The sequence below is a fragment of the Roseovarius sp. YIN77 genome (genome assembly GCF_057219155.1).
Genome location: NZ_JBXVVI010000002.1, coordinates 148,906 through 174,761, shown reverse-complemented (window position 1 = coordinate 174,761; position 25,856 = coordinate 148,906). Strand labels below are relative to the sequence as shown.

22 protein-coding genes are annotated in these 25,856 nt (G+C 57.0%); 12 read left to right on the top strand and 10 right to left on the bottom strand.

Annotated features, from left to right (window positions below; translation table 11 throughout):
* Positions 1-127: 127 nt before the first annotated feature.
* The 5 genes from AC2D8P_RS04605 to AC2D8P_RS04585 all read left to right on the top strand — a co-directional run bounded on the left by AC2D8P_RS04605 (position 128) and on the right by AC2D8P_RS04585 (position 3,876).
* Entirely contained in the window at positions 128-511 is a 384-nt protein-coding gene (locus AC2D8P_RS04605) for a MerR family transcriptional regulator (RefSeq protein WP_484700893.1), read from the top strand.
* A 208-nt stretch (positions 512-719) separates the two neighbouring features.
* Positions 720-1,112 carry a MerR family transcriptional regulator gene (locus tag AC2D8P_RS04600; RefSeq protein WP_484700891.1) on the top strand — a complete coding sequence of 131 codons (393 nt, stop codon included), beginning with the start codon at positions 720-722 and terminating at the stop codon, positions 1,110-1,112.
* An 11-nt stretch (positions 1,113-1,123) separates the two neighbouring features.
* Positions 1,124-2,899, top strand: a complete 1,776-nt coding sequence (locus tag AC2D8P_RS04595; RefSeq protein ID WP_484700889.1) for an acyl-CoA dehydrogenase C-terminal domain-containing protein — start codon at positions 1,124-1,126, stop codon at positions 2,897-2,899.
* 39 nt (positions 2,900-2,938) lie between these two features.
* Complete coding sequence (locus tag AC2D8P_RS04590) at positions 2,939-3,151, top strand: hypothetical protein (RefSeq protein WP_484700888.1); 213 nt, start codon at positions 2,939-2,941, stop codon at positions 3,149-3,151.
* Between the two features lie 86 nt (positions 3,152-3,237).
* Positions 3,238-3,876 carry a glutathione S-transferase family protein gene (locus AC2D8P_RS04585; RefSeq protein WP_484700886.1) on the top strand — a complete coding sequence of 213 codons (639 nt, stop codon included), beginning with the start codon at positions 3,238-3,240 and terminating at the stop codon, positions 3,874-3,876.
* Positions 3,877-3,903: 27 nt separating this feature from the next.
* Here the strand turns inward: AC2D8P_RS04585 and AC2D8P_RS04580 are convergent, their stop codons facing one another.
* Complete coding sequence (locus tag AC2D8P_RS04580; protein ID WP_484700884.1) at positions 3,904-4,812, bottom strand: DMT family transporter; 909 nt, start codon at positions 4,810-4,812, stop codon at positions 3,904-3,906.
* Between the two features lie 98 nt (positions 4,813-4,910).
* On the opposite strand from AC2D8P_RS04580, the gene AC2D8P_RS04575 reads away from it, so the two are divergent.
* Positions 4,911-5,987 (top strand): hypothetical protein, encoded by a 1,077-nt coding sequence (locus AC2D8P_RS04575; RefSeq protein WP_484700883.1) that lies wholly within the window; start codon positions 4,911-4,913, stop codon positions 5,985-5,987.
* A gap of 5 nt (positions 5,988-5,992) precedes the next feature.
* Here AC2D8P_RS04575 and upp read toward each other — a convergent pair whose 3' ends face one another.
* From upp to AC2D8P_RS04555, 4 genes are read right to left on the bottom strand one after another with little or no spacing between them, the layout of a single operon-like run.
* The gene (upp, locus tag AC2D8P_RS04570; RefSeq protein ID WP_484700881.1) at positions 5,993-6,625 is read right to left on the bottom strand and encodes a uracil phosphoribosyltransferase; all 633 of its coding nucleotides are present in this window, start codon (positions 6,623-6,625) and stop codon (positions 5,993-5,995) included.
* Positions 6,626-6,655: 30 nt separating this feature from the next.
* Positions 6,656-7,879 carry a phosphopentomutase gene (locus AC2D8P_RS04565; protein WP_484700880.1) on the bottom strand — a complete coding sequence of 408 codons (1,224 nt, stop codon included), beginning with the start codon at positions 7,877-7,879 and terminating at the stop codon, positions 6,656-6,658.
* Positions 7,876-9,180: a thymidine phosphorylase gene (locus AC2D8P_RS04560; RefSeq protein WP_484700878.1), complete on the bottom strand. Its 1,305-nt coding sequence runs from the start codon at positions 9,178-9,180 to the stop codon at positions 7,876-7,878. Before AC2D8P_RS04560 ends, AC2D8P_RS04565 begins: the two co-directional genes overlap by 4 nt.
* Before the next feature lie 3 nt (positions 9,181-9,183).
* Positions 9,184-9,576, bottom strand: coding sequence for a cytidine deaminase (locus AC2D8P_RS04555; protein WP_484700877.1), 393 nt, complete (start codon positions 9,574-9,576; stop codon positions 9,184-9,186).
* 185 nt (positions 9,577-9,761) lie between these two features.
* Between AC2D8P_RS04555 and AC2D8P_RS04550 the strand changes: the two genes are divergently transcribed.
* Both AC2D8P_RS04550 and prpE read left to right on the top strand, forming a co-directional pair.
* Positions 9,762-12,035 carry an NADP-dependent malic enzyme gene (locus tag AC2D8P_RS04550; protein WP_484700875.1) on the top strand — a complete coding sequence of 758 codons (2,274 nt, stop codon included), beginning with the start codon at positions 9,762-9,764 and terminating at the stop codon, positions 12,033-12,035.
* A gap of 274 nt (positions 12,036-12,309) precedes the next feature.
* On the top strand, positions 12,310-14,199 hold the full coding sequence (prpE, locus tag AC2D8P_RS04545; protein WP_484700874.1) for a propionate-CoA ligase PrpE: 1,890 nt from the start codon (positions 12,310-12,312) through the stop codon (positions 14,197-14,199).
* Positions 14,200-14,273: 74 nt separating this feature from the next.
* Here the strand turns inward: prpE and AC2D8P_RS04540 are convergent, their stop codons facing one another.
* Complete coding sequence (locus tag AC2D8P_RS04540; protein ID WP_484700872.1) at positions 14,274-14,633, bottom strand: VOC family protein; 360 nt, start codon at positions 14,631-14,633, stop codon at positions 14,274-14,276.
* A gap of 192 nt (positions 14,634-14,825) precedes the next feature.
* Between AC2D8P_RS04540 and AC2D8P_RS04535 the strand changes: the two genes are divergently transcribed.
* The 3 genes from AC2D8P_RS04535 (at position 14,826) to AC2D8P_RS04525 (ending at position 18,329) form a co-directional block, all read left to right on the top strand.
* Positions 14,826-15,584: an electron transfer flavoprotein subunit beta/FixA family protein gene (locus tag AC2D8P_RS04535; protein ID WP_484700870.1), complete on the top strand. Its 759-nt coding sequence runs from the start codon at positions 14,826-14,828 to the stop codon at positions 15,582-15,584.
* Positions 15,584-16,510 carry an electron transfer flavoprotein subunit alpha/FixB family protein gene (locus tag AC2D8P_RS04530; RefSeq protein ID WP_484700868.1) on the top strand — a complete coding sequence of 309 codons (927 nt, stop codon included), beginning with the start codon at positions 15,584-15,586 and terminating at the stop codon, positions 16,508-16,510. The genes AC2D8P_RS04535 and AC2D8P_RS04530 overlap by 1 nt, the downstream gene beginning before the upstream one ends.
* A 391-nt stretch (positions 16,511-16,901) precedes the next feature.
* Positions 16,902-18,329 (top strand): alanine/glycine:cation symporter family protein, encoded by a 1,428-nt coding sequence (locus tag AC2D8P_RS04525; protein WP_484700866.1) that lies wholly within the window; start codon positions 16,902-16,904, stop codon positions 18,327-18,329.
* Between the two features lie 70 nt (positions 18,330-18,399).
* Here the strand turns inward: AC2D8P_RS04525 and AC2D8P_RS04520 are convergent, their stop codons facing one another.
* The gene (locus AC2D8P_RS04520; RefSeq protein WP_484700864.1) at positions 18,400-18,732 is read right to left on the bottom strand and encodes a hypothetical protein; all 333 of its coding nucleotides are present in this window, start codon (positions 18,730-18,732) and stop codon (positions 18,400-18,402) included.
* A gap of 140 nt (positions 18,733-18,872) precedes the next feature.
* Here AC2D8P_RS04520 and AC2D8P_RS04515 point away from each other — a divergent pair, with 140 nt between their 5' ends.
* Positions 18,873-19,763 carry a LysR family transcriptional regulator gene (locus tag AC2D8P_RS04515; RefSeq protein ID WP_484700862.1) on the top strand — a complete coding sequence of 297 codons (891 nt, stop codon included), beginning with the start codon at positions 18,873-18,875 and terminating at the stop codon, positions 19,761-19,763.
* Positions 19,764-19,863: 100 nt separating this feature from the next.
* Here the strand turns inward: AC2D8P_RS04515 and AC2D8P_RS04510 are convergent, their stop codons facing one another.
* The 3 genes from AC2D8P_RS04510 to AC2D8P_RS04500 all read right to left on the bottom strand — a co-directional run bounded on the left by AC2D8P_RS04510 (position 19,864) and on the right by AC2D8P_RS04500 (position 25,777).
* Positions 19,864-20,748 carry a LysR substrate-binding domain-containing protein gene (locus AC2D8P_RS04510; protein ID WP_484700861.1) on the bottom strand — a complete coding sequence of 295 codons (885 nt, stop codon included), beginning with the start codon at positions 20,746-20,748 and terminating at the stop codon, positions 19,864-19,866.
* Positions 20,749-20,810: 62 nt separating this feature from the next.
* Entirely contained in the window at positions 20,811-25,346 is a 4,536-nt protein-coding gene (gltB, locus tag AC2D8P_RS04505; RefSeq protein ID WP_484700859.1) for a glutamate synthase large subunit, read from the bottom strand.
* A complete protein-coding gene (locus AC2D8P_RS04500; protein ID WP_484700858.1) occupies positions 25,343-25,777 on the bottom strand; it encodes a GFA family protein in 435 nt (144 codons plus the stop codon). Before AC2D8P_RS04500 ends, gltB begins: the two co-directional genes overlap by 4 nt.
* Between the last annotated feature and the right edge of the window lie 79 nt (positions 25,778-25,856).

The following is a 25,856-nucleotide window of genomic DNA, read 5'->3' as shown; positions in this document are numbered from 1 at the left end:
ACCCGAATTGTGTCGCCTCTACTTACGGGAACCAAAATTCTCGGCGCAAGCCCCTTTGTATTTTCATCCAACGCTGAGCCGCCTATAAACAGACGGTGAACTGCGCAAACACCGACTCAATGAGCACATGAAAGAAGACACGCAAAAAGAGACCCGCCTGAGCTTCAAGGATATGTGCGCCCGGTTCGAGGTGACGCCGCGAACATTGCGCTATTACGAATACATAGAGCTTTTGTCGCCCAACAAGGTTGGACGCAGCCGGTTCTATGGCCCACGCGAAGTCGCCCGCATGGTTCTGATCCTGCGCGGTCGCCGGTTTGGCTTCAGTCTTGAAGAAATCCGCCAGTGGCTGTTGATCTATGAAACCGAAGGGACGCAGGCACAGCTTCAGACCTGGATTGAGCATGCTGATCGGCAATTGATCGAATTGGACAAGCAGCGCCAGGAACTGGATGACACCATCGCCGATTTGCAAAAGTTGCGCGATGAAACGATCGCATTGCTGGATTAACGCACTTTCCCAAAACTCACCCCGAAATTCAGCCCAACTCGGCATGAACACGCAGGCCTATCCGTTTGGCAGATGATTTGTTAATGTGCATTCAAGATAATGACGTAACGTAAACGTCAACAAATTTGACGCCACGTAATATCTTCACCTTGGCTGGTTCGGCCCTATTTGTGTTAAACTTGAATACGAGAACAATTGGAACATACTCATGACGCAGGAAATCTTGACCATTCGCGAAATGTGCGATGCGTTTGATGTCACCCCGCGCACGCTTCGATTTTACGAAGCCAAAGAATTGCTGTTTCCTCAGCGCATCGGACAAAAACGCCTCTATGACGCACGTGATCGGGCCAGACTGAAGCTTATTCTGCGCGGCAAACGGTTTGGGTTCAGCCTCGATGACATTCGTGAATTGCTGAACCTCTACGATGTGGGTGATCAGCAATGGACACAATATAACGCGGTCTACAATGCCTCTAAAAAACGCCTGGAAGAAATGGTCGTCCAGCGCGACGAACTGACAGAGGCGATTGACGAGTTAGAAGAGCAATTGAAGTGGGGTGAACAGGTCCTCGCCTCGATGAAAAAACCCAACACATAACGGAGCATGAAATGCCCATCTACACCGCGCCGACACAGGATTATCGGTTTCTTTTGCATGACCTGTTGAAGGTCCAGAACAGCGACATTCCCGGATATGACGAGCTGGATCCGGCGTTTACCTCTGCGGTGCTAGAAGAGGCAGGCAAACTGGCCTCTGATCTATTAACTCCCCTGAACGTCGTCGGGGATACCGAAGGATGCAAACTGGAAAACGGTGTGGTTCGAACGCCCAACGGGTTCAAAGATGCCTTTGATCAGGTGCGCGAGGGTGGCTGGACCGGTCTTGATCTGCCGACTGAATATGGCGGACAAGGCATGCCGCATCTGATGGGGGCTGTTCTGAATGAAATGTTCAGCTCTGCCAATCAGGCTTTTACCATGTATCAGGGTCTGACGCATGGCGCCTGTTCGGCCATCGTCGCCCACGGCACCGAAGAGCAGAAAACAAAATACCTGCCCAACATGATCTCCTGCACCTGGACCGGCACCATGAACCTGACAGAGCCGCATTGCGGCACCGATCTGGGCCTGATGCGCACCCGGGCCGAACCGCAGGGCGATGGCAGCTATCAGATCACCGGGCAGAAAATTTTCATCTCTTCCGGCGAACACGACATGGCAGAAAACATCATCCATCTGGTACTGGCCAAAATCCCCGGCGGGCCAGAGGGGATCAAGGGCGTGTCGCTCTTCATCGTGCCCAAGTTTCTGGTAGATGACGATGGCAGCCTTGGCGCGCGCAATGGCGTTGCCTGCGGAAATATCGAACGTAAGATGGGCATTCATGGCAATTCGACCTGCGTTATGAACTTTGAAAACGCCACCGGCTGGCTGTTGGGCGAAGAACATAAAGGCATGCGCGCCATGTTCACCATGATGAATGAGGCCCGCCTGGGTGTCGCCGTTCAGGGTCTGGCCCAGGCAGAGGTCGCCTACCAAAACGCCGTGATCTATGCCAAGGAACGTGTGCAAGGCCGCGACGTGACCGGTGATAAAAACCCCGATGGTCCCGCTGATCCCCTGATCGTGCATCCCGACATCCGCCGCAACCTGATGGATCAGAAAAGTTTTACCGAAGGCGCCCGCGCTTTCATCCTGTGGGGCGCGATGATGATCGACCGTTATCACCGGATGGACGATGACGCCGCCGATGGACTGATCAGCCTGCTGACCCCAGTTTTGAAAGGGTTTCTGACCGACAAGGGCTATGACATGACTGTGCAGGCCCAGCAGGTCTTTGGCGGGCACGGCTATATCGAAGAAACCGGTATGTCCCAGTTCACCCGCGATGCCCGGATCACCATGATTTATGAGGGTGCAAACGGGGTTCAGGCGTTGGATTTGGTCGGCCGAAAGTTACCGCAAGACGGTGGCAAGCACGTGATGGCCTTTTTTGACTTGATCAAATCTTTCTGCAAGGAACACAGCGAAAACGAAGCCATGGCCGAGTTTGTCGAGCCTTTGAAAAAGGCATCCAAGGACCTGCAGGCCGCCGGAATGTATTTCATGCAAAACGGCATGAAGAATCCAAACCATGCGCTGGCCGGGTCCTATGACTTCATGCATCTGGCCGGTCATGTCTGCATGGCGTTGATGTGGGCACAGATGGCCAAGGCCGCACAGGATGCGCTTGACAATGGGGCCTCTGATACGGCCTTCTTTGAAACAAAACTCGCCACCGCGCGCTACTACATGGCGCGGCAACTGCCTGCCACAACCATGCATCTGGCCCGTATCGAAAGCGGGGCGGACACGGTGATGGCGCTGTCGGCAGATAACTTCTGAATAGGCATGTTCCCGGGCATGTCAGCAAAGGGAAATGACATGCCCAAACGCCTGCGCCTGACCCGCCGATTTCCCGTCGCCATGACAGAAGACGGCTATCGCAATCTGCGCCGCTTCGCGGCTGAGGCCGGGTTGGATGAGGGCGAGGCGCTGTCCTTTCTCTTTGAAAATTTCAACAGCGTGACCGATCACGACAACCTGACAACCCGACTGCGAATTTTTAACTCAGAGCTAGAGGCACGCAAACGTTAACTCTCACCCCTGTTTTCTTTTTGGCAAAAATACTCTTAGTTCAACCATGCCGCCGGGACGTCCGCGCATAATGACAGGACCAGATCATGACCATTCAACTCTACTGCTTTGGCGAAAGCGGAAACTCTTACAAGGCAGCGCTGACGCTGGAACTCGCCGGGTTAAAATGGGAACCGGTTTTCGTAGATTTCTTCCGGGGGGAGGCGCGAAGCCCGGAATTCATCGAAAACATCAACGCCATGGCAGAGGTTCCGGTTCTGATTGATGGAGATGTCAAAATCACCCAATCCGGTGTCATGCAGCACTACATTACCGAAAAAACCGGCCTTTTTGACGGTACCACACCCGAAGAGCAGCGCGAGGTCCTGCGCTGGCAATTTTGGGACAATCATAAAATGTCCAGCCAGATCGGCGTAACACGGTTTTTGATGAACTTCCGTGCCGAAGAAAAGCGCCCGCAAGAGGTCATCCGTTTCATGCAGGGACGGCTAAAGGTGGCGTTTGGCATTCTGGACAAGGCATTGGAAGATCGCAATTGGCTGGTGGGCAATGGCCCAACCCATGCTGATCTGTCCTGCTGCAGCTACTTGTTCTATCCCGAACCTTTTGGTTTTGACCGCGCCGATTGGCCTCATATCGATGCCTGGCTTGACCGGATCGCCGCCCTGCCCGGCTGGAAACATCCTTATGACCTGATGCCGGGCAACCCATCGGATCGCGATTGATGGGCTGTGCCTGCGACAGTTATTTGCCTAACGGCTTCGCAACGCAATCACGGCACCTGAAATCACGATGATCACGATCCCCAACGCCGACAGGGTATCTAACGTAGAGCCCCAAAGCAGCCAAGCCCATCCGACGGCAAAACCCAGAAATGAATACTCGAAAACGGCGATGTAAGAGGCGTCTGCCACCAAATACGCCCGGTTGATGAAGTTCACCGCCGCAATTGACCCAACCACCTGCAGCGCCAGAACGCCCCAGAACACCGCTGTCGGCGTCACCCATCCCTGCATCAGAAATGCCGTTTCAGGTTCTGCTGACACTGTGGGCACAAAGGTAAACCATATCAACCCGATCACACCGCATAGCCCCAACCCGAAAAATCCGGCAACGGTTAGACAAAAAGCATCCTCTTGCGAACACAACTTGCGCGTCAACAACATGGACAAACCATAAAATGCCCCGGATGCAATTGGCATAAAAGATAACAAAGACAGATCCTGCGGATCCGGCCTTAGAACAAGCAAGACCCCAAAAAATCCAGCCACCATGGCGGCAATCCGAAACCGGCCAATCCGGTCGCGATAGATCAGGACAGAAAACACCAAAATCCAGATCGGCGACGTGAACAACCCTGCCGCCACTTGCGAAATAGGCAACATTCCCAATCCGGCAAAATAGATCACCATGCTCACAGTAAAGGTGGTGGAGCGCAGCAAGACCGGCCCAAATCTGCGCGGCCTCATCCGCGCACCCGTCATTTTGGCGAACAGCAGAAACACCGGCAACATCAGAACAATCCGCATTGCGTGAAACTGCCACAGCCCGGCGTCTTGCATCGCTCTTGGGAAGAAATTGTCAACAAATGACAAAAGCAACATGCCGATCAGGATAAAGCTCGCCCCGCGCACGATCTGATTGTGAACTGTCCCGGACATTGCCTGCTCCCTCTTCTTGTCCGACTGCTACAGAGGGTTGGTCGGAACTGCACGGCTTTTTTCGACAAGACTGTAAAATCCGCGACGTGGCGCGTTGTGTGACCGAGCACGCTCATGTAGATTGCGCGCAGGCAGAAACAACAGGCAGGACTGCCCGTCACATGACGGCGCTCAGCAAATATCAAAGGCTTGAATCCACCGGATTGTGGCGCGAAGCCCCCGACGCTCAGCTGCGGGAGGTCATCGTATCCTTTGGGGATGCCACGCTGATCCTGTCTGACAAAACCGAAACCGCGTTGACACATTGGTCGCTGGCCGCACTTCGTCGTCTGAACCCACGCCAACGCCCTGCGGTCTTCACCCCCGATCCCAACGGCACCGAAACCTTGGAGATCGAAGAGGATCTGATGATCCGCTCAATCGAAAAAGTAATCAGTGCCGTGTCGCGCAAACGACCGCGTCCGGGCCGCCTGCGCCTGTCGGGCCTCGTGCTCAGCATCGCTGTGGTCATTGCGCTGGCGGTGTTCTGGTTGCCCGGCGCGTTGGTCAATCACACGGCAAATGTGGTGCCCGATGTGACCCGCCAGGCGCTTGGACAGCAGCTTCTCGATAACATTCAACGTCTGTCAGGGCGCCCCTGTCACAGCCCCGGTGGTGTTGGCGCGCTATCCGCCCTTCAGCGGCGCTTGGCCCCCGATTTCAGCCAGATCGTGATTTTGCGTTCGGGGGTTACGGAAACGGCCCATTTACCGGGTGGGATCATACTGCTGAACCGCGCATTGGTAGAAGATTTCGAAACACCCGAGGTGCCAGCCGGATTTGTACTGGCAGAGGCACAGCGGGCTGAAACCGTCGATCCGCTGGAACGCCTGCTTCAGGTTCTTGGCCCGGTTGCGACATTCAGGCTGCTGACCTCTGGCAAGATACCCGACGACGCCCTGACCACCTATGCCGAGGATTTACTGACAACCCCGCGCACGTCGGTTGATCAGGATGATTTGTTGATACGTTTTCAGACCGCCGGGGTCAGTTCGACACCCTTTGCCTATGCTGTTGATGTCTCAGGAGAGGCCACTTTGACCTTGATCGAGGCTGACCCCACGCCACAGGGTCAGGCCCGTCAGGTGCTCAGCGATGGTGATTGGGTCAGCCTGCAGAATATCTGTATCGAATAAACGGCTTACTTGGTGCCGAACATCCGGTCGCCTGCGTCCCCCAAACCCGGGGTGATATAGCCGATCTCGGTCAGCCTTTCATCCAACGCCGCCGTTACAATTGGCACATCGGGATGTGCCTCACGCATCCGCGCCACGCCTTCCGGGGCCGCCAACAGGCACAGGAACCTGATGTTCTTTGCACCTGCCTGTTTCAACAGATCAATCGCCGCAACGGATGAATTGCCCGTGGCCAGCATCGGGTCGACTGCAATGACCAACCGATCCTCCAGCGCATCGGGAACTTTGAAATAGTATTGCACGGGTTGCAACGTTTCCTCATCGCGATAGAGCCCCACAAACCCGACCCGGGCCGACGGGATCAGCTCCAGCACTCCGTCTAAAAGCCCGTTACCGGCGCGCAGGATTGAAATCAGCGCCAGTTTCTTGCCCGCCAGAACCGGTGCATCCATATCTGCCATTGGGGTGGTGATCCGCTTGGTGGTCATTTCCAACTCGCGCGTCACCTCATAGGCCAAAAGCTGGCTGATCTCACGCAAAAGCTGGCGAAAGCCTGCCGTGGGCGTGCCTTGCTGGCGCATCAGCGTCAGTTTGTGCTGTACCAGCGGATGATCGACGATGGTCAGATGTTCATTCATGTCTGTATTCCCTTGCTATACTGTCCACCGTCAGGTCGGATCAGCGATAAAACTCTTGCCCGGCCCTTGCACCGGCACCCCCAGATGCGCCGCGACAGAGGCCGCGACATCCACAAAACCGCATTGGCCGATCTGGCCCTGCCCACACCCCCGCACCACCACTGGCACCTGTTCGCGCGTATGATCCGTGCCAATCCAGGTCGGATCATTGCCATGATCGGCAGTAAAGACGAACATATCGCCCGGACGCGACCGGGCAAAGAGGTCAGACAGGCAATCGTCAAACCATTCCAACGCGCGGGCATAGCCCGACACATCGCGCCGATGGCCGTATTGCGTATCAAACTCGACAAAATTGGCAAAGGTCAGGCTGCCCTCGGGCGCATGATCAACCAAATTGCCCAAATGGGTCATCAATTGCGCATCACTGCCCTTGTGCAACTCATCAATCCCGCGCATCGAAAATATGTCACCGATCTTGCCTACGGCCTGCACCCGGCGCCCTGCCCCCTGTACCCAGTCACACAAGGTGGGTGCGGGCGGTTCAATGGCGATATCCTTGCGGTTGGTGGTGCGCTGGAACCCACCCTCAACCGACCCGATAAAGGGCCGCGCAATAACTCGTCCAACCCGCATATCGTGCAGCAAAGGGGCCAACGCCTTGCACATGGTCAACAGCCGCTCCAACCCGAACGCCTCTTCATGCGCGGCGACCTGCAACACGCTGTCGGCAGAAGTATAGCAAATCGGCCAACCGGTCCGCAGATGCTCCGCCCCGAAATCATCAATCACCTGCGTGCCAGAAGCATGACAATTGGCTAGCGTTCCGTCCGTCCCCGCCGCATGTGCCAACGATGCCATTAGATCGGGGGAGAAGGCGGGTTGCGTATCAGGAAAAAAATGCCAATCCCACGGCACCGGCACACCCGCCAGCTCCCAATGGCCCGATGGCGTATCCTTGCCCCTGCTGACCTCGCGCGCGACGCCCCACCGGCCCGTCGGTTCCGCCACCAAGCCCGGCGTTTCGATCCCGGTCGACAGCCGGATTGCCGCACCCAGACCCAATCCATCCAGATGGGGCACACGCAACGGCCCGCAGCGCCCATCCTCTGCCTGTCCAGCCGCACAGGCCTGAACGATGTGACCCAGCGTATTGGCACCGGCATCAGGCACGTCGCCATTAAAAAACTGATCCGCATCGGGTGCCCCACCACACCCCACCGAATCCAGTACGATCAGAAAGGCCCGGCTCATCCCGCGATCCTTTCGATGATCAGAGGCGTATCCGCCGGGGCCTCCCCGATATCGATCGCGCCCTGCACGGCCCGAACCGCGGCCTCTGCCGCCATACGATCCGCCGCATGCACCAGCGCGAGCGGATCACCGGCCTCTATCCGGTCCCCCAGTCGCAAAACTCCAGACAAACCGACAGCAGGATCAATCGCGGCCCCGTCAATCAGCCGCCCGCCGCCCAGTTCAACCACACAGTGCCCCAACGCCCGGCCATCCATCGCCCGAACATGACCCGCATTGGGCGCGGGTACATCCATAATTACTGGCGCCACGGGTAAATAATCCTGCCACGCCTCGCAGAAATTCGCAGGACCACCTAGCGCCGTGATCATCCGGCCAAACCGATCCATCGCGCGGCCGTCGCCAAGGGTGGTACGGATCGCCTCTGCCCCTTCCGCTGTATCCGCCGCCAATCCGCCCAGCGCCAGCAACTCCCCACCCGATAGGCAGGTCAGTTTTGCCAAGGGTGACCCCGACTGCCCCTCCAAGACGGCCATGCACTCCGCAATCTCCAGCGCGTTACCCAACGAAGGCGCCAGCGGCTGATTCATGTCCGTGATCAGCGATACGGTCCGGCACCCGGCCCCATTTGCCGTTTCCGTCAATGCCCAGGCCAACGCCCGGGCCTCCTCCAACGACGGCATGAAGGCACCTGATCCGCATTTCACATCCAGAACCAGACCGTCCAACCCGGCAGAGAGTTTCTTCGACAGGATCGAGGCGGTGATCAAATCAATGCTTTCCACCGATCCCGTAACATCCCGGATGGCATAAAGCCGTTTGTCCGCTGGCGCGATCTGTCCCGTCGCACTGACAATGGCACAACCGATATCCCCCACCATTCGGCGCAGGGCAGTCTCATCCAATTGGGTGTTCACGCCGGGGATCGCCTCCAGCTTGTCCAGTGTTCCACCGGTATGGCCCAACCCGCGACCCGATATCATCGGAACATAGGCTCCGCAGGCCGCCAAAGCAGGCGCCAGTGGGATAGACACGCAATCCCCCACCCCGCCAGTCGAATGTTTATCCAGCACCGGCCCCGGTAAATCCCACCGCAACACATCACCGCTATCACGCATGGCCTCTGTCAGCGCAACGCGCCCGGCTTCACCCAACCCGTTTAAAAAGGCCGCCATGGCAAAGGCACCGGCCTGTGCATCTGATACCGCACCGCTAGCCAGACCATCAGCAAACCATCGCAGCTCTTTCGCGCTCAGCTTATGCCGATCCCGCAACCGTGCTATGATCCCTGCCGCATCCACTGATCAGACGTTGCTCATGTGATCCAGAGTAAAGGACCCGGGCAACAATTCGGCAACCGTCAAGGTAACGCTCTGCCCACCGGTTGTGGCCAATGTCACCGGTACATCCCGGTCGGCAAATTCTGCAATTTTCTGTCGACAACCCCCACAGGGTGGCACCGGGCTCGGACTATCAGCAATCACCGCGATCGCAGTAATTCGCGTGTCACCAGCCGCAATCATCGCCGCAATGGCGCCGGCCTCGGCACAGGTCCCTTCGGGATAGGCCACGTTTTCGACATTACAGCCCAGATGGCGATTGCATTCAACACTGTCGATGGCGGCCCCGACCTTAAACCGCGAATAAGGGGCATAGGCGTTTTCGCGCACCAGACGTGCAGCTTCTGTCAGCGACATCTCAAACTCCGGTTTTGATCACATGGTCAAACCTGATCGCTTCTGCGCCGCGATGCAAGCCCAGAGCCACCGTTACAGATCAGATTTGCAAGTTTTCCCTAAAACCGCTACCAATTTCCCTAGATCACAAAAAACACACTGAATTATTTGGTTTAACGTTAAACCATATTCACAGGGAGGCTCTGATGAGCAACGACACCGACAACCAGACGCCCGCCCTGAATTACCACGAACTTCCAAAACCCGGGAAACTGGAAATTCGCCCGACCAAACCAATGGCCAACGGGCGCGACCTGTCCTTGGCCTATTCCCCCGGCGTGGCCGAGGCCTGTTTGGAAATCAAAGCCGACCCGGCCAATGCCGCACGCTATACCGCCCGTGGTAACCTTGTGGCGGTTGTGTCAAACGGCACGGCTGTATTGGGGCTGGGCAATATCGGTGGTCTCGCCTCCAAACCAGTGATGGAGGGCAAGGCCGTCCTGTTCAAGAAATTCGCCAATATCGACTGTTTTGATATCGAGGTGAATGAATCCGACCCAGAAAAGCTGGCCGATATTGTCTGTGCGCTGGAACCCACATTCGGCGCCATCAATCTGGAAGATATCAAAGCTCCCGACTGTTTTATCGTTGAAAAGATTTGCCGCGAACGGATGGGCATCCCGGTCTTTCACGACGATCAGCATGGCACCGCCATTGTCGTCGGGGCTGCCGCCCATAACGCCCTGCATGTGGCGGGCAAAAAGTTCGAGGATATCAAAGTCGTCTCTACCGGCGGCGGAGCTGCGGGCATCGCCTGCCTCAACATGCTTCTGAAATTGGGCGTGAAGCGGGAAAATGTCTGGCTCTGCGATATTGAGGGGCTTGTTTATGAGGGCCGCACCACCGAAATGACCCCGCAAAAGGCCTGCTACGCGCAAGCGTCAGACCTGCGGACGCTCGATCAGGTGATCGAGGGGGCGGATCTGTTCCTTGGTCTGTCGGGTCCAGGCGTATTGAAGGCGGAAATGGTTGCCAAGATGGCGGCTCAGCCGATTGTCTTTGCCCTGGCCAACCCAACGCCAGAAATCATGCCGGAAGATGTACGCGCCATCGCCCCCGATGCCATTATCGCCACGGGCAGGTCCGATTACCCCAATCAGGTTAACAACGTCCTCTGTTTTCCCTTCATCTTTCGCGGTGCATTGGATGTGGGCGCGACAGAGATCAATGACGACATGCAAATCGCCTGCGTCGAAGGCATCGCCGCCCTGGCCCGCGAAACCACCAGTGCGGAGGCCGCCGCCGCCTATAAGGGCGAAAAACTGACCTTTGGCCCCGACTATCTGATCCCCAAACCCTTTGACCCACGACTGATCGGTGTCGTCGCCAGTGCTGTGGCCGGGGCTGCCATGACATCGGGTGTGGCTGCGCGACCCGTCACCGATATCGATGCTTACCGCGCGCAACTGAACCAATCCGTCTTCCGCTCCGCCCTGATCATGCGCCCGGTGTTTGAGGCCGCAGCCAAGGCCAGTCGCCGGGTGATCTTTACCGAGGGCGAGGACGAACGCGTCTTGCGCACCGCCTATGCGATGCTGGATGAAAGTGTCGATAAACCGGTTCTAATCGGTCGGCCCGACGTGATCGAACGCCGCTGCCAAAAGGCCGGTTTGAAAATCCGTCCGGGCATCGACTTTGACATTGTTAACCCGGAACGAGACAAACGCTATCGCGACTATTGGCAGACCTATCATCACCTGATGGCCCGGCGCGGCGTCACCCCGGATCTGGCCAAGGCGATCATGCGCACCAACACAACCGCGATCGGCGCGGTCATGGTCCAACGGGAAGAGGCCGACAGCCTGATTTGTGGAACATTTGGCCAATATCTATGGCATCTCAACTATATCACCCAAATTCTGGGCACGCGTGAACTTTCCCCCATTGCCGCCTTGTCGCTGATGGTTCAGGACGAGGGGCCCCTTTTCGTGGCCGATACCCATGTGCACCCCGAACCCACACCCCAGCAGATTGCCGACACCGTGATCGCGGCGGCCCGCCACGTGCGCCGTTTCGGTGTCGAACCGCAAATCGCGCTGTGTTCCTACTCTCAGTTTGGCAACCACAATTGCGATACCGGCCAGCGGATGCGCAGTGCGATGGAGATACTGGATTCGCAGCCGCAGGATTTCATCTACGAGGGCGAGATGCACGTGGATGCCGCATTGGACACCGACATTCGCAACCGGCTTTTGCCCTGCACGCGACTAAAAGGCCCCGCCAATGTTCTGATCTTTGCCAACACCGATGCGGCAAGTGCGGTGCGCAACATCATGAAAACCCGCGCCGGCGCGCTGGAGGTCGGACCAATCCTGATGGGTATGGGCAATCGCGCGCATATCGTGACGCCCTCAATCACGGCACGCGGTCTCTTGAACATGTCTGCCGTGGCGGGAACTTCGGTCGCTGACTACGGCTGATTTCCAGCATCTGTCAGGTACAGGTTACGCTCAGCAATCCACGAATCACGATAAACACCGTCAGGTAAAGTTTGCACGTCAATGATTTGCAACTTTGCAAACCATCACAGATTGCTTCTTCAAACGCTAAATTTCTTGGGGTTTGCAAAAATTTGCAATGCTGCTCAGCAAATTTGTGCAAATTGCCTGCGCCAAACTGTCATGGTAGCGTTCACAGGGCTTGCCTGAACGATCTTCGCTTCTTACACCAAGGCAATCGCAGGGAGAGAATACCATGGTATACAAAGAAGTGTATGACAGCTGGACGTCGGATCCTGAATCGTTCTGGATGACGGCGGCAGAGGCGATCGATTGGGACACCCCGCCCTCGAAGGCACTGTTTGACGACAATGCCCCCCTTTATGAGTGGTTCGTCGATGCCCGGGTCAACACCTGCTACAACGCCATAGACAGGCATGTCGCGGCAGGCCGGGGCGATCAGGTTGCAATCATCTATGACAGCCCGATCACCGACACCAAACAGAACATCACCTATGCCGAACTTCAGACCCGCGTCGCCAGTCTCGCCGGGGCCTTGCGCGCCAAAGGCGTGGAAAAGGGTGATCGCGTCATTATTTATATGCCCATGGTGCCACAGGCGTTAGAGGCGATGCTGGCCTGTGCTCGCCTGGGTGCGATCCATTCCGTGGTCTTTGGCGGGTTCGCCGCCAATGAATTGGCCGTGCGCATCGACGATGCCCAGCCCAAGGCGATCATCGCCGCCTCTGCCGGGATCGAACCAAACCGGGTGATTGCCTATAAACCGCTTCTGGATGGTGCCATCGACATGGCCCAACACAAGCCGGAACTCTGCGTGATCTTTCAACGCGATCAGGCACCGGCCGACCTGATCCCGGGTCGTGACTATGACTGGAATGATATCCAACAGGGCGCCACCCCCGCCGATTGTGTCCCGGTCGAAGGCAACCACCCTGCCTATATCCTCTACACTTCTGGCACCACAGGCCAACCCAAGGGCGTTGTACGCCCGACTGCGGGCCATCTGGTGGCGCTGAACTGGACCATGAAAAATGTCTATAACGTTGATCCGGGTGAGGTCTTCTGGGCCGCGTCTGATGTGGGCTGGGTCGTCGGCCACAGCTATATCTGCTACGCCCCGCTGATCCACGGCAACACCACCATCGTGTTCGAGGGCAAACCTGTGGGCACCCCGGATGCCGGCACCTTCTGGCGGGTGATCTCCGAACACAATGTCAAAAGCTTCTTCACCGCGCCCACGGCATTCCGCGCGGTCAAACGCGAGGATCCAAATGGCGCGTTTATCAAAAAATATGACCTGAGCGGGCTAAAGGCCGTATTTTTGGCCGGAGAACGCGCCGACCCCGACACGATCCAATGGGCCCAGGCAAAACTGGGCGTTCCGGTAATCGACCACTGGTGGCAGACCGAAACCGGCTATGCCATTGCATCAAACCCACTGGGGATAGAGGAACTGCCGATCAAGCTTGGCTCCCCCTCTGTGCCCATGCCGGGTTGGGATGTGCAAATTCTGGATGAGGCCGGGCATCCGATACCGGCGGGTGAATTAGGCGCAATTGCGGTGAAACTCCCTCTGCCTCCGGGCACGCTGCCGACGCTCTGGAATGCCGAGGATCGGTTCCGCAAATCCTATCTTGAACACTTCCCGGGCTATTACGAAACCGGCGATGCCGGCATGATTGACGAGGACGGATATCTTTACATCATGGCGCGCACCGACGACGTGATCAACGTCGCCGGTCACCGCCTGTCCACCGGCGGGATGGAAGAGGTTCTGGCCAGCCACCCAGATGTCGCCGAATGCGCGGTCATTGGCGTGACTGATACGCTGAAGGGCCAATTGCCGATGGGGTTTTTGTGCCTGACCAGCGGGGTAACAAGAGACCACGCCGAGATCACCGCCGAATGCGTCAAGCTGGTGCGTGAAAAGATCGGACCGGTGGCGGCCTTCAAACTGGCCTGTGTTGTCGATCGCCTGCCCAAAACCCGTTCCGGTAAAATTCTGCGCGGCACAATGGTCAAGATCGCGGATAGCGAAGCCTATAAAATGCCCGCCACTATTGATGACCCGGCCATCTTGGATGAAATCAAAGTCGCGCTTCAGGGTCTGGGGTACGCAAGGTAGGGGCGCTGCCCCTCTGGCCCCTTGGGCCATTCACCCCGAGGTGTTTCGGGCGAAAGGAAATAGCGGGGATTTGCTCAGGCGGGCTCCCACAATTCTATCGGATTGCCTTCTGGGTCAGACAGGCGCGCAAACTTCCCATTTGGCAGATTCTCACCGCGTATCACCTCTATGCCCGCAGATTGTAGTTGCGCGATCATCGCCTCCAGATCCCGAACCCTGAAGTTCAGCATGAATTGCAGCTGTTGGGCCCCAAAATAGGCGGTGTCCGCGGGGAACGGGGCGAAGTGCGTGGGGCCTGCCTGTTGCTGCCAGGGCTGCGTTTCATAATCCCCCGGCACCTTGTCGACCCCCAGGTGAGTGGCATACCACTCTGCAAGGGCTGCGGGATCTTTGGCCCGAAAGAAAACACCCCCGAACCCGTCCACTTTTTCCATTCTGCTGTCTTTCCATTTGGTGCTGATTCCGGTCTGCAGTCTATCATGTGAACGAAAAATCGCCGATCCCGACGCGGCGAGGACGTCGTGCGTCGATTTTGCCCTGTTTTCTGCCGCATCGATTCTGTAAAGACAGCCCGAGAGCTAAGGGTAGGCTTAGATTCTAGGCCGCAACTAAGGAGACACACGCCCATGAAGGTGCTTGTACCTGTCAAGCGCGTGATCGATTATAACGTGAAAGTCCGTGTTAAGGCGGATGGCAGCGGTGTCGATCTCGCAAACGTAAAAATGTCGATGAACCCGTTCGACGAGATTGCCGTCGAACAGGCCATTCGCCTGAAAGAGGCCGGTCAGGCTGACGAAGTCGTGGCCGTGTCCATCGGTGTCAAACAGTCTCAGGAAACTCTGCGCACCGCGCTGGCCATGGGCGCCGACCGCGCCATCCTGGTTGTGGCTGCCGACGACGTGCACACCGATATCGAGCCTCTGGCCGTTGCCAAGATCCTGGCCAAAGTGGTCGAGGAAGAGCAGCCCGGCGTTGTTTTGTGCGGCAAGCAAGCCATCGACAATGACATGAACGCCACCGGCCAGATGCTGTCTGCGCTTTTGGGTTGGTCGCAGGGCACTTTTGCCTCTGGTCTGGAAATCGAAGGCGACAGCGCGAAAGTCACACGCGAAGTTGACGGCGGTCTGCAAACCATTAACGTGAAGATGCCCTCCATCATCACCGTTGATCTGCGCCTGAACGAGCCGCGCTATGCGTCGCTGCCCAACATCATGAAGGCCAAGAAAAAGCCACTGGACGAGAAAACCGCCGCCGATTACGGCGTCGATGTCTCCCCACGCTTGGAAATCGTCAAAACCGATGAACCCCCGGCCCGTGCCGCAGGTGTTGTTGTTGGCTCTGTCGATGAGCTGGTCGAAAAACTCAAAGAAGCGGGGGCTCTGTAATGGCTGTTCTTCTTCTCGCCGAAGTCAACAATGGCGAACTGTCGCTGGACGCAACCGCCAAGGCCGTTGCCGCCGTGTCATCGCTGGGCGATATCACCGTTCTGGCCGCAGGTGGCACCGCTGCCGCTGCTGGTGACGCCGCTGCCAAAATCGATGGCGTCAGCAAAGTTCTGGTTGCCGAAGATGCCTCGCTGGGTCACCGCCTGGCCGAAAGCACCGCAGCGCTGATCGTGTCTCTGGCCGATGGTTATGACCACATTGTCGCCCCGGCCACGACGGATGCGAAAAACGTGCTGCCCCGTGTGGCGGCTCTGTTGGACGTGATGGTTATCTCAGACGTATCCGGCGTCGTTGATGGTGATACGTTCGAGCGCCCGATCTATGCTGGCAACGCCATTCAGACCGTCAAATCCCGCGACGCGAAGAAGGTCGTCTCCATCCGGACTGCGAGCTATGACGCTGCTGGCGAAGGTGGCTCTGCCGCTGTGGAAACGGTTTCTGTTGCCGCTGATCCAGGTCTCAGCTCCTGGGTCGAAGACAAGGTCGCCGCCAGCGATCGTCCGGAACTGACCTCTGCTGGTGTCGTTGTGTCCGGCGGCCGCGGCGTTGGCTCCAAAGACGACTTTGCCCTGATCGAGGCTCTGGCCGACAAATTGGGTGCGGCTGTTGGCGCGTCCCGTGCGGCTGTTGACTCCGGCTATGCCCCGAACGATTGGCAGGTTGGTCAGACCGGCAAGGTTGTCGCCCCTGACCTTTATGTTGCTGTCGGTATCTCTGGTGCCATTCAGCACCTCGCCGGGATGAAAGACTCCAAAGTCATCGTCGCGATCAACAAGGACGAAGAGGCCCCGATCTTCCAGGTTGCCGATTTCGGCCTGGTCGCCGATCTCTTCTCTGCTGTACCGGAGTTAACCGGGAAACTGTAACCCGCAACCCCAATGAAATTGATAAGCCCCGCTTCGGCGGGGCTTTTTGATTCGCCGATTCGCATCACTCACACGATTCAACTACGCACACGATTGAATGTTGCGAAGCTCCTTCAAGAAATTTCGAAAAATTACCCCCACACTTGACACATAGAGCACCTAAGCGACACCTTTGTGTTAAAAAGCGAACTCGAATCGTGAACAGCCAATAATGAAACTGCAAACTATTCAGTAAGTTAGGGAGTAACGATCTTGCGCTAGGCGCAAAAAATACAGGCCCCAAAAAATATAAAACTCTTGCAAGAACGTAATGCTTGGGCCAGTTTGCGCCGCATTAGTGCACTATAATAGCACTAAATTCACTATAGGAAACAAGGGAAGGGTGAATCTAATGGGCTTTCTAGAAAGTATCTTCGGCCTTGTAGGCGACCTGACCTGGGGGTGGGCATTGATCCCATTCCTGGTGATTTTCGGCCTATTTCTGACCATTGCTACTGGCTTTGTTCAGTTCCGTTACTTCAAGCGCATGTTCCGCGTTCTGAAGGGGGACAACCAGTCAGACGACCCCAATACGATCTCCGCGCGCGAGGCACTGTTTGTGTCGATCGGTGGTCGTGTTGGTGGTGGTAACATCGCAGGCGTCGCCGTCGCCATCACACTCGGTGGGCCCGGCGCGGTCTTTTGGATGTGGATGATTGCCATTGTCGGCATGGCCACCAGTTTGGTGGAATGTACGCTGGCGCAGGTTTTCAAGCGCAAGCAAGAAGATGGATCCTATCGTGGTGGTCCTGCGCGGATGATCATGTTTGGTCTGGGCAAAGACTATAAATGGCTTGCGGTGCTCTATGCGATTTGTCTGATCGCTGCGTTCGGCATCGGTTTCCCGGCGTTTCAGGGTAATACAGTGGCAGGCGCTGCTGAAAACTCCTGGGGTCTTAGCCGCTATATCACCGGCGCTGTATTGACCGTTGGTACCGGCTATATCGTTTTTGGCGGGATGCACCGGATTGCAAAAGCCTCTGACATCATCGTTCCGGTCATGGCTATCGGCTATATCGCCATGGCGCTGATCGTGATTGTCATCAATATCGGTCAGGTTCCGGGAATCTTCGCCATGATCGTCTCCAACGCTCTGGGCTTCGAAGAAGCCGTCGGCGGTGGCATGGGCGCCGCAATCGCACAAGGTCTGCGTCGCGGTCTGTTCTCGAACGAGGCTGGTCTGGGTTCTGCACCAAACGTTGCTGCAGCAGCAGACGTGAAACACCCGATTTCGCAAGGCATAACGCAGTCGTTCTCGGTCTTCGTCGATACGATTCTGATCTGTAGCTGTACTGCTTTCGTCATTCTGATGAGTGACGTGTACCAGCCGGGCGTAGATATCGACGGTGTTGTTCTGACCCAGAACTCCCTGGTTGACCACCTGGGCAGTTGGACACAGCATTTCCTGACCATTGCTGTACTGCTGTTTGCGTTCAGCTCGATCATCTACAACTACTATCTGGGTGAAAACGCGTTGTCGTTTATGACACCGGCACCTTCGGCGTTGTTGATCTTCAAGTTCGTACTGATGGCAATCGTGTTCCTTGGCGCTGCGGCACCGGGTGCGACATCGATCTTCTTCTTCTCAGATCCGATGATGGGCGTTTTGGCTCTGGTCAACTTGTTGGCCCTGATGATGCTGTTCCCGATCCTGCGCCGCGTGCTGCGTGATTTCGACGAACAGCGCAAGGCAGGCGTTGATCGCCCGGTCTTCAATCCGGAAAACTTCCCGGATCTGGACCTGGATCACACAGCCTGGCATCACAAAGACGCCAGCTAAGCCTTAGCATAAGAAAACGAAAACGCCCGGCATCACACCGGGCGTTTTTTTTGTGAGTGCCTGACCCGCGTCAGTCCAGATCCTGATAGCAAATAAAGATGGGATCCTTCACCCGCGAATACACTGCCCTATGCGCAGATTCTGATGGCTCTTGGTGGGCGTAAAGCAGCTCCACCGCCTTATCGACCGTTGGCCGATCCTTGAACGTCATGGTGACAAAATACTGGTGGTCGCGTTCAGCATCCGTATCCATCGCGGTGTCGCTTTGGCGTTTCCCAATCGGCCCCGACCCGACAACCAGATTGATGCCCTTCATATAATCCACAAACCCATCGAACGCCGTGCGAAACTCGTTCAACTCAATTCCCGGCTTCAAGTTAAAACAGGTCAGCATGTGAAACATCTGGTCAAATCCTCCAATTTAAAATCGGGTGGTCCATCCTAGGCTCGCCCTTTCCTAGCGTAGCGAATGACAGTCTGTTAAATAAGATGGACGTGAATTATCTAATTATTAAAGTAATCTGAATAATGCCTGACGCGCCCATGTCCGATATTGCCACCTTTGTGGCCATTGTTGATCACGGATCAATGCGCGCTGCGGCTGCGGCTTTGGCGGTCAAACCGCCCGCAATCACATATCGGCTGAACCGGTTAGAAAGGGAGCTTGGCGTTTCACTGCTGCTGCGCACCACACGGTCTGTCGAACTGACAGAGGCTGGCCAGCGATTGTATCGGCGCGCCAAACCAGCGCTCAAGGAAATAACAGAGGCGATGTCTGATGCGCGCAGCACCAGCACAACACCCCGGGGCACCCTGCGCATCGCCCTGTCGCATATCGCATTTCGCTATACTTTGGCGGACCATATTGCAGAATTCCAAAACCTTTACCCCGACATCCGTCTGGATCTTTCCTTTGACGATGTTCTCGTTGATTTGGCCGAAGGCGGCTATCACGCGGGCGTTCGGATTGGCGATCTTCTGGATCAGACTATGATCGCAATCAGGCTAACCAACCGCAGACGGATCGTCCATGTCGCCTCGCCCGCATACCTTGATCGGAACGGGCGCCCGAACAAACCCGAAGATCTACTGAACCATCAATGCATCCTGTACCGATTTGGCACGACAACCCGTCGGCAAAGTTGGGAATTTCAGGGTCCCGAAGGTGTGACAAAAATGGAGGTTCGCGGCAACATCATCGTCAACAATTCATCCGCTCAGATCGACGCTGTAAAGCAAGGGCTTGGGATCGGGTGGTTTGGCGAGAAAATCGTGGCGCAAGAGATCGGCAATAAAGAGCTAGAGGTCATCCTGGCCGATTATGCCCTGGAACGCCCACCCTTCTATTTATACTTCCCAAAGGAATACAAAGACCTGAAAATTCTCAGGATCCTGATCGACTTTCTGGTGTCAAAGCGACCCCATCAAAGATGAAGGCAGACGACCCATTTCATTTGACCAAACTTCCTTTCGGTAATTGCCCCGAACCGCCCTTGTGGCGGCGAGATAACGACAACGCGCCGCAGGCGCTCCGTCAGGTCACACGATCCGCATCAAACTCCGCCATGAACCAATCCAGTACGGCCTGCACCACCGGACGGCGGGCGTGTATCGGGGGCGGCAGCAGGTAATAGCCTTCCACCATCTTCGCCCGGTGCTCAAACGGGCGCACCAACGTGCCGCGTTCCAGCCCGTATTGGGCGACGCTGTCATGGGCCATCGCCAACCCGGCCCCGTGCTGCGCCGCAGTGATAGAGACCAGATAGGTTGAACAGGTATGTATTTGGGCCCCATCGGGCAAAGTTTGCCCCTGATCCTTCAGCCACCTGTCCCAATTGTCCAAAACGCCCGCGCAATCAAACAGCGGCCCATCCTTCCAATCAGGATTTCGGGCGGCGGTTTCTGGGCTGCAGACAGGATAAAAATGCTCCGCGCCAAGCCGCCGGGCCGAATCCGACATATCGCTTGGCCGACCAAACCGGATTTCAATATCTGTGCGCGGCGTGCCGTGATCGGTGTCCCAGATCGTGTTGACGATATCCAGTCGCACCGCTGGATGTGCCGCGATCAACCGATGCAGGCGCGGGGCAATCCAATAGGCGGAAAAGGACATATTGCATTGCAAGGTCACCGTGGATTTTGATCGTTCCTGCACGAAGCTCCGGGTGCCAATGGCCAGAATGTCAAACGCCTCGCGCACCGTGGGCAGATAGTTTGACCCGGCCACTGACAGGCGCAAGGCACGCGTATCGCGAATAAACAGCTGCTGACCCAGAAAGTTTTCCAGGCTGCGCACATGCTGGGAAATGGCTGATTGCGTCAGGTTCAGTTCCTGCGCCGCCAGGGTAAAGGACAAATGCCGCGCCGCCGCTTCAAACGCGCGCAACCAGTTCAACGGGGGCAAAGCATCATTGGCCATCAGAAAACCCACACATCAGTTTTCCTAATGTGTGGGTTGATCATCTGATCCTGTCAAGCAAATCAGGCCGTCGCAGCACCCTCTTCGATCCCCAGTGGGGCGGGCAGATGCGCCAGCATCTCGATCGGGCAAACCTGTAGGAAGCTGGCCTTTTCCACATCCCAGTGCTGCAGAATATCGGCCGCGCGCTGGCTGCCGGTTTCCTCAAAATGGCGCTCGATCAAGCCTTTCAGCTGATCTTCCCAGTGATCGACGGTTACCGGGCAACTGACCAGTGTTTCGGCATTCATCAGAACCTGTGCCTTGCGGTCAGGATCATACAGATAGGCCATACCGCCGGTCATCCCGGCCCCGAAATTGGCCCCGATCCGGCCCAGGATCACGGCCACACCGCCGGTCATGTATTCACACCCACAGGCACCGCAGCCCTCGATCACCACCTTGGCGCCAGAGTTGCGCACCGCAAACCGTTCCCCGGCCCGGCCAGAAGCAAACAGATAGCCATCGGTCGCACCGTACAGAACCGTATTGCCAATGATCGTGTTTTCCCCGGCTTCCAGCGGGCTCGACATTGGCGGGCGTACAACTATGGTGGCACCCGAAAGGCCCTTGCCGACATAGTCATTGGCATCGCCCGAAACTTCGATCTTCAGGCCCGGTGCGCCAAAGGCCCCCAGCGACTGCCCGGCCGATCCGGTCAGTTTAACGGTCAGGTGATCCGGCTGCAGTGTGTTTCGCATCCCGAACTTCTGCACGATATGGCTGGACACCCGCGTACCCACCGTCCGATGGGTGTTCTGCACCGCATAGTGCAACTGCATCTTCTCGCCATCATTCAGGAACCGCGCCGCGTCACGCACGATTTCTGCGTCCAGCGTATCGGGCACGGCATTGCGTTCCTTACCGCGGTTATAGGCGATCTCGTCAACGTCACTGACCGAAATCAATAGCGGGTTCAGGTCCAGATCGTCCAGATGGGCAGAGCCCCGGCTGACCTGAGACAACAGATCGGCCCGGCCAATCACCTGATCCAAGGACCGCGCCCCGATTGAGGCCAGAATTTCCCGCACTTCGGTGGCGTAAAAGGTGATCAGGTTCACCACCTTGTCGGCATTGCCGGTGAACTTGGCGCGCAGCGCCTCGTCCTGCGTACAAACACCGACCGGACAAGTGTTGGATTGGCACTGACGCACCATGATACAGCCCATCGCGATCAGGGCGGCGGTGCCGATGCCGTATTCCTCTGCCCCCAGCATCGCGGCCATCACAATGTCTCGCCCGGTCCGCAGGCCGCCATCGGTGCGCAAAGTCACCCGTTCACGCAGGTTGTTCATCGCCAGAACCTGATGCGCCTCTGTCAGGCCCATTTCCCACGGCAGACCCGCATATTTGATCGACGTCGCGGGCGACGCGCCCGTGCCGCCATTGTGACCAGACACGAGGATCACATCCGCCTTGGCCTTGGCCACACCGGCGGCGATGGTCCCGACACCCGATTGCGCAACCAGTTTCACCGTCACCTTGCAGCGCGGGTTGATCTGTTTCAGGTCATAAATCAGCTGCGCCAAATCCTCGATCGAATAAATATCGTGATGCGGCGGCGGGCTGATCAGCGTCACGCCCTTGGTGGAATGGCGCAGGCGCGCGATCAGATCGGTCACCTTCATGCCCGGCAACTGGCCACCCTCCCCCGGTTTTGCACCTTGGGCGACTTTAATCTCCAGTTCTTCGCACTGGTTCAGATATTCAGCGGTAACGCCAAAACGCCCCGACGCAACCTGTTTGATCTTGGCCGACGGATTGTCACCATTGGGTTCCGGGTGGAAATGCGCGGGGTCTTCGCCGCCTTCGCCACTGTCGGATTTCGCCCCGATCCGGTTCATCGCCACGTTCAGCGTTTTGTGCGCCTCTGGCGACAAGGCCCCCAGCGACATCCCCGGCGTCACGAACCGTTTACGGATAGAGGTGATGCTTTCCACCTCTTCCAGCGGAACCGGTTTGCCCAGCGGCTTAATATCCAACAGATCACGCAAATGGATCGGCGGGTTGGATTGCATCTTGGTCGAATACTGTTTCCACATTTGGTAAGATGCCCGCGTACAGGCCGCCTGCAGCATATGCATGGTCTGTGCTTCCCACGCGTGGCTTTCACCGGACTTTCGCGCTTTGTAAAACCCGCCGATGGGCAGCACATCCAGACCAGACCGCCAGCCTCTGGCATGGATTTCCTCGATCTTGCGTTGAATACCTGTGGTTCCGATCCCGGAAATACGGCTGACAACCCCGGGGAAATATTCCGCACACATGGCGCGGCTCAGGCCTATTGCCTCAAAATTCAGACCGCCGCGATAGGACGACATGACCGAAATCCCCATCTTGGCCATGATTTTCAACAGGCCCTGATCGATGGCATTGCGATAGCGCCCGATCACGTCTGTCAGGGATCCCTCGATCAATCCGCGGTCAATCCGATCGGCCAAACTGTCCTCTGCCAGATACGGGTTTACGATGGTCGCGCCCGCCCCGATCAGAACCGCAAAGTAATGCGGATCGATACATTCCGCCGACCGCACACTCAGCGAGGTAAAGGTCCGAAGCCCCTTGCGGATCAGCCAGCTGTGGATTGCGCTGGTCGCCAGGATCATCGGCAGGGCCGCGCGATCCTCATTTTGCGCCATATCGCTTAGAACCAGATGGCCAGCGCCAGAACGCACTGCATCTTCGGCCTCATCGCGAATGCGCGTCAACGCCTCGGACAGCGCCCCGGCCCCACCACCAGCGGGGAAGGTGCAATCAATGGTGACCACCTGATCAGCAAATTCACCCAACAGTTTGTCAAACTGCGCGTTGCCGACAAAGGGGCTCTCCAGCACGATGATCTCTGTCTGGCTGCTATCCTCATCCAGCACGTTCTTCAGGTTGCCGAACCGGGTCTTTAGGCTCATCACCCGGAATTCGCGCAGACTATCAATCGGCGGGTTGGTGACTTGGCTGAAGTTCTGGCGGAAAAAATGGCTCAGCGGTCGGTACTGGTTTGACAGAACAGCCGATGGCGTATCATCACCCATAGAGGCGATCGCCTCTTTGCCATCCTCGCCCATTGGGGCCAGAACCTGTTCCAACTCTTCAATCGTGTAACCGGCGGCGATCTGACGCTTGCGCAGCTCGGCGCCAGCATGGATTGCCGTTTCCGTTGTCGCAGCCAGATCGGCATCCATCTCATGGATTTTCCCGACCCATTCACCAAAGGGCAGCGCCCGGGCCAGCTTGTCCTTGATCTCCTTGTCGCGATACAGTTCTGCCTTTTTCATATCCACGGCAATCATTTGCCCAGGGCCCAACGCGCCTTTTTCGCGCACAGTGCCCTCATCAATCGCGACCATTCCGGCCTCGGACCCGGCGATCAACAGGTTGTCTCCCGTCACCACATAACGCATCGGGCGCAGACCATTTCGATCCAGCCCCGCACAAACCCAGCGCCCATCTGTCATCGCCAATGCCGCTGGGCCGTCCCACGGCTCCATGACAGAGTTGCAATAGGAATACATATCGCGCCAGGCCTGCGGCAGCTCCACCGCCTGCTTGGACCACGACTCCGGCACCAACATGGTTTTTGCCATCGGTGCCGACCGGCCAGCGCGCACCATGACCTCGAACACCGCATCCAGCGCGGCAGAGTCCGACGACCCAGAGGCCACAATCGGTTTGATATCCTCTGCCAGATCCCCAAAGGACGCCGACGCCATGCGGATTTCATGGCTCTTCATCCAGTTCAGGTTGCCCTTTAGCGTGTTGATCTCACCATTATGGGCCAGCATCCGGAACGGCTGCGCCAACCACCACTGTGGAAACGTGTTGGTGGAATAGCGCTGGTGATAAATGGCAAAGGCCGATTGGAACCGTTCATCCATCAGGTCCGGGTAGAACACCGCCACCTGTTCCGCCAGCATCATACCCTTGTAGATGATCGACCGGCAGGACAGCGACGCGATATAAAGCCCCTGGATCCCCGCAGCGGTCACCGCCTTTTCAATCCGACGGCGGATCACGTAAAGCTCGCGCTCGAAATCCTCTTCCTCCAACCCCTTGGCATTGGACAGCAGAATTTGTTCGATCTCTGGCCGTGTCGCGTTGGCCTTTTCGCCCAGACAGGTCACATCCACCGGCACATGACGCCAGCCATAGATTTTGTAGCCCATCCGCAGGATTTCCGTCTCGACAATCGTCCGGCATTTTTCCTGCGCGCCAAAATCCGTGCGTGGCAAAAACACCTGCCCCACAGCCATCAACTGATCATAATGCGGTTCATGTCCCGTGCGGCGTACCTGATCATAGAAGAACGACGCCGGGATCTGTACGTGAATACCCGCGCCATCGCCGGTCTTGCCATCCGCATCCACAGCCCCCCGGTGCCATATCGCCTTGAGCGCATCAATCCCGGCCTCAACAACCTTGCGTGAAGGCTGCCCATCCAAGGACACCACAAACCCGACCCCGCAGGACGAATGCTCATCCTCGGCCTGATACAGCGAATGTTCGGCCATATAAGCGCGCTTGGCTTCCTCTTGGGCGACCCAGTTGGCATCATATTTGGTCATTGGCTTTCTCCTTCGCCCACATGGGGGTTTTTAGCTTCGTACTCGGCCTGCGATTCCCGAACATAGTCGCCGCCAAGCTGAACAGACGCAAAGGCCTGTTCCGTGTAAATTTCTGACCGCAAAGGCCAACCCTGCGCCGCGTCAAACAGACCCGGCATCACATCGTAATTCGCATTCTCATCACCCGTGTCGCGCATCCATAAATGCGACCCGCATTGGGAACAAAAGGCGCGCTCGGCAATGCTCGATGACGCATGACGCGCAACCGGCCCCGTAACGGTCAACTGATCGGCGGGCACGTCAAAACACAAAAACACCCCGCCTGACCAACGCTGACACCTCCGGCAATGACAGGCGCCAACACGCGGATCGTGACCATCAACGCTGATCGTCACTGCGCCGCAGAGGCAATGTCCTGTTAGCTTTGCCATCATTCTCGTTTCATCCACCATATCAGGGGTCCTGCCCCATTAACTTTTCGCTCACAAAATCTTCACTTTTGCCGTCGCC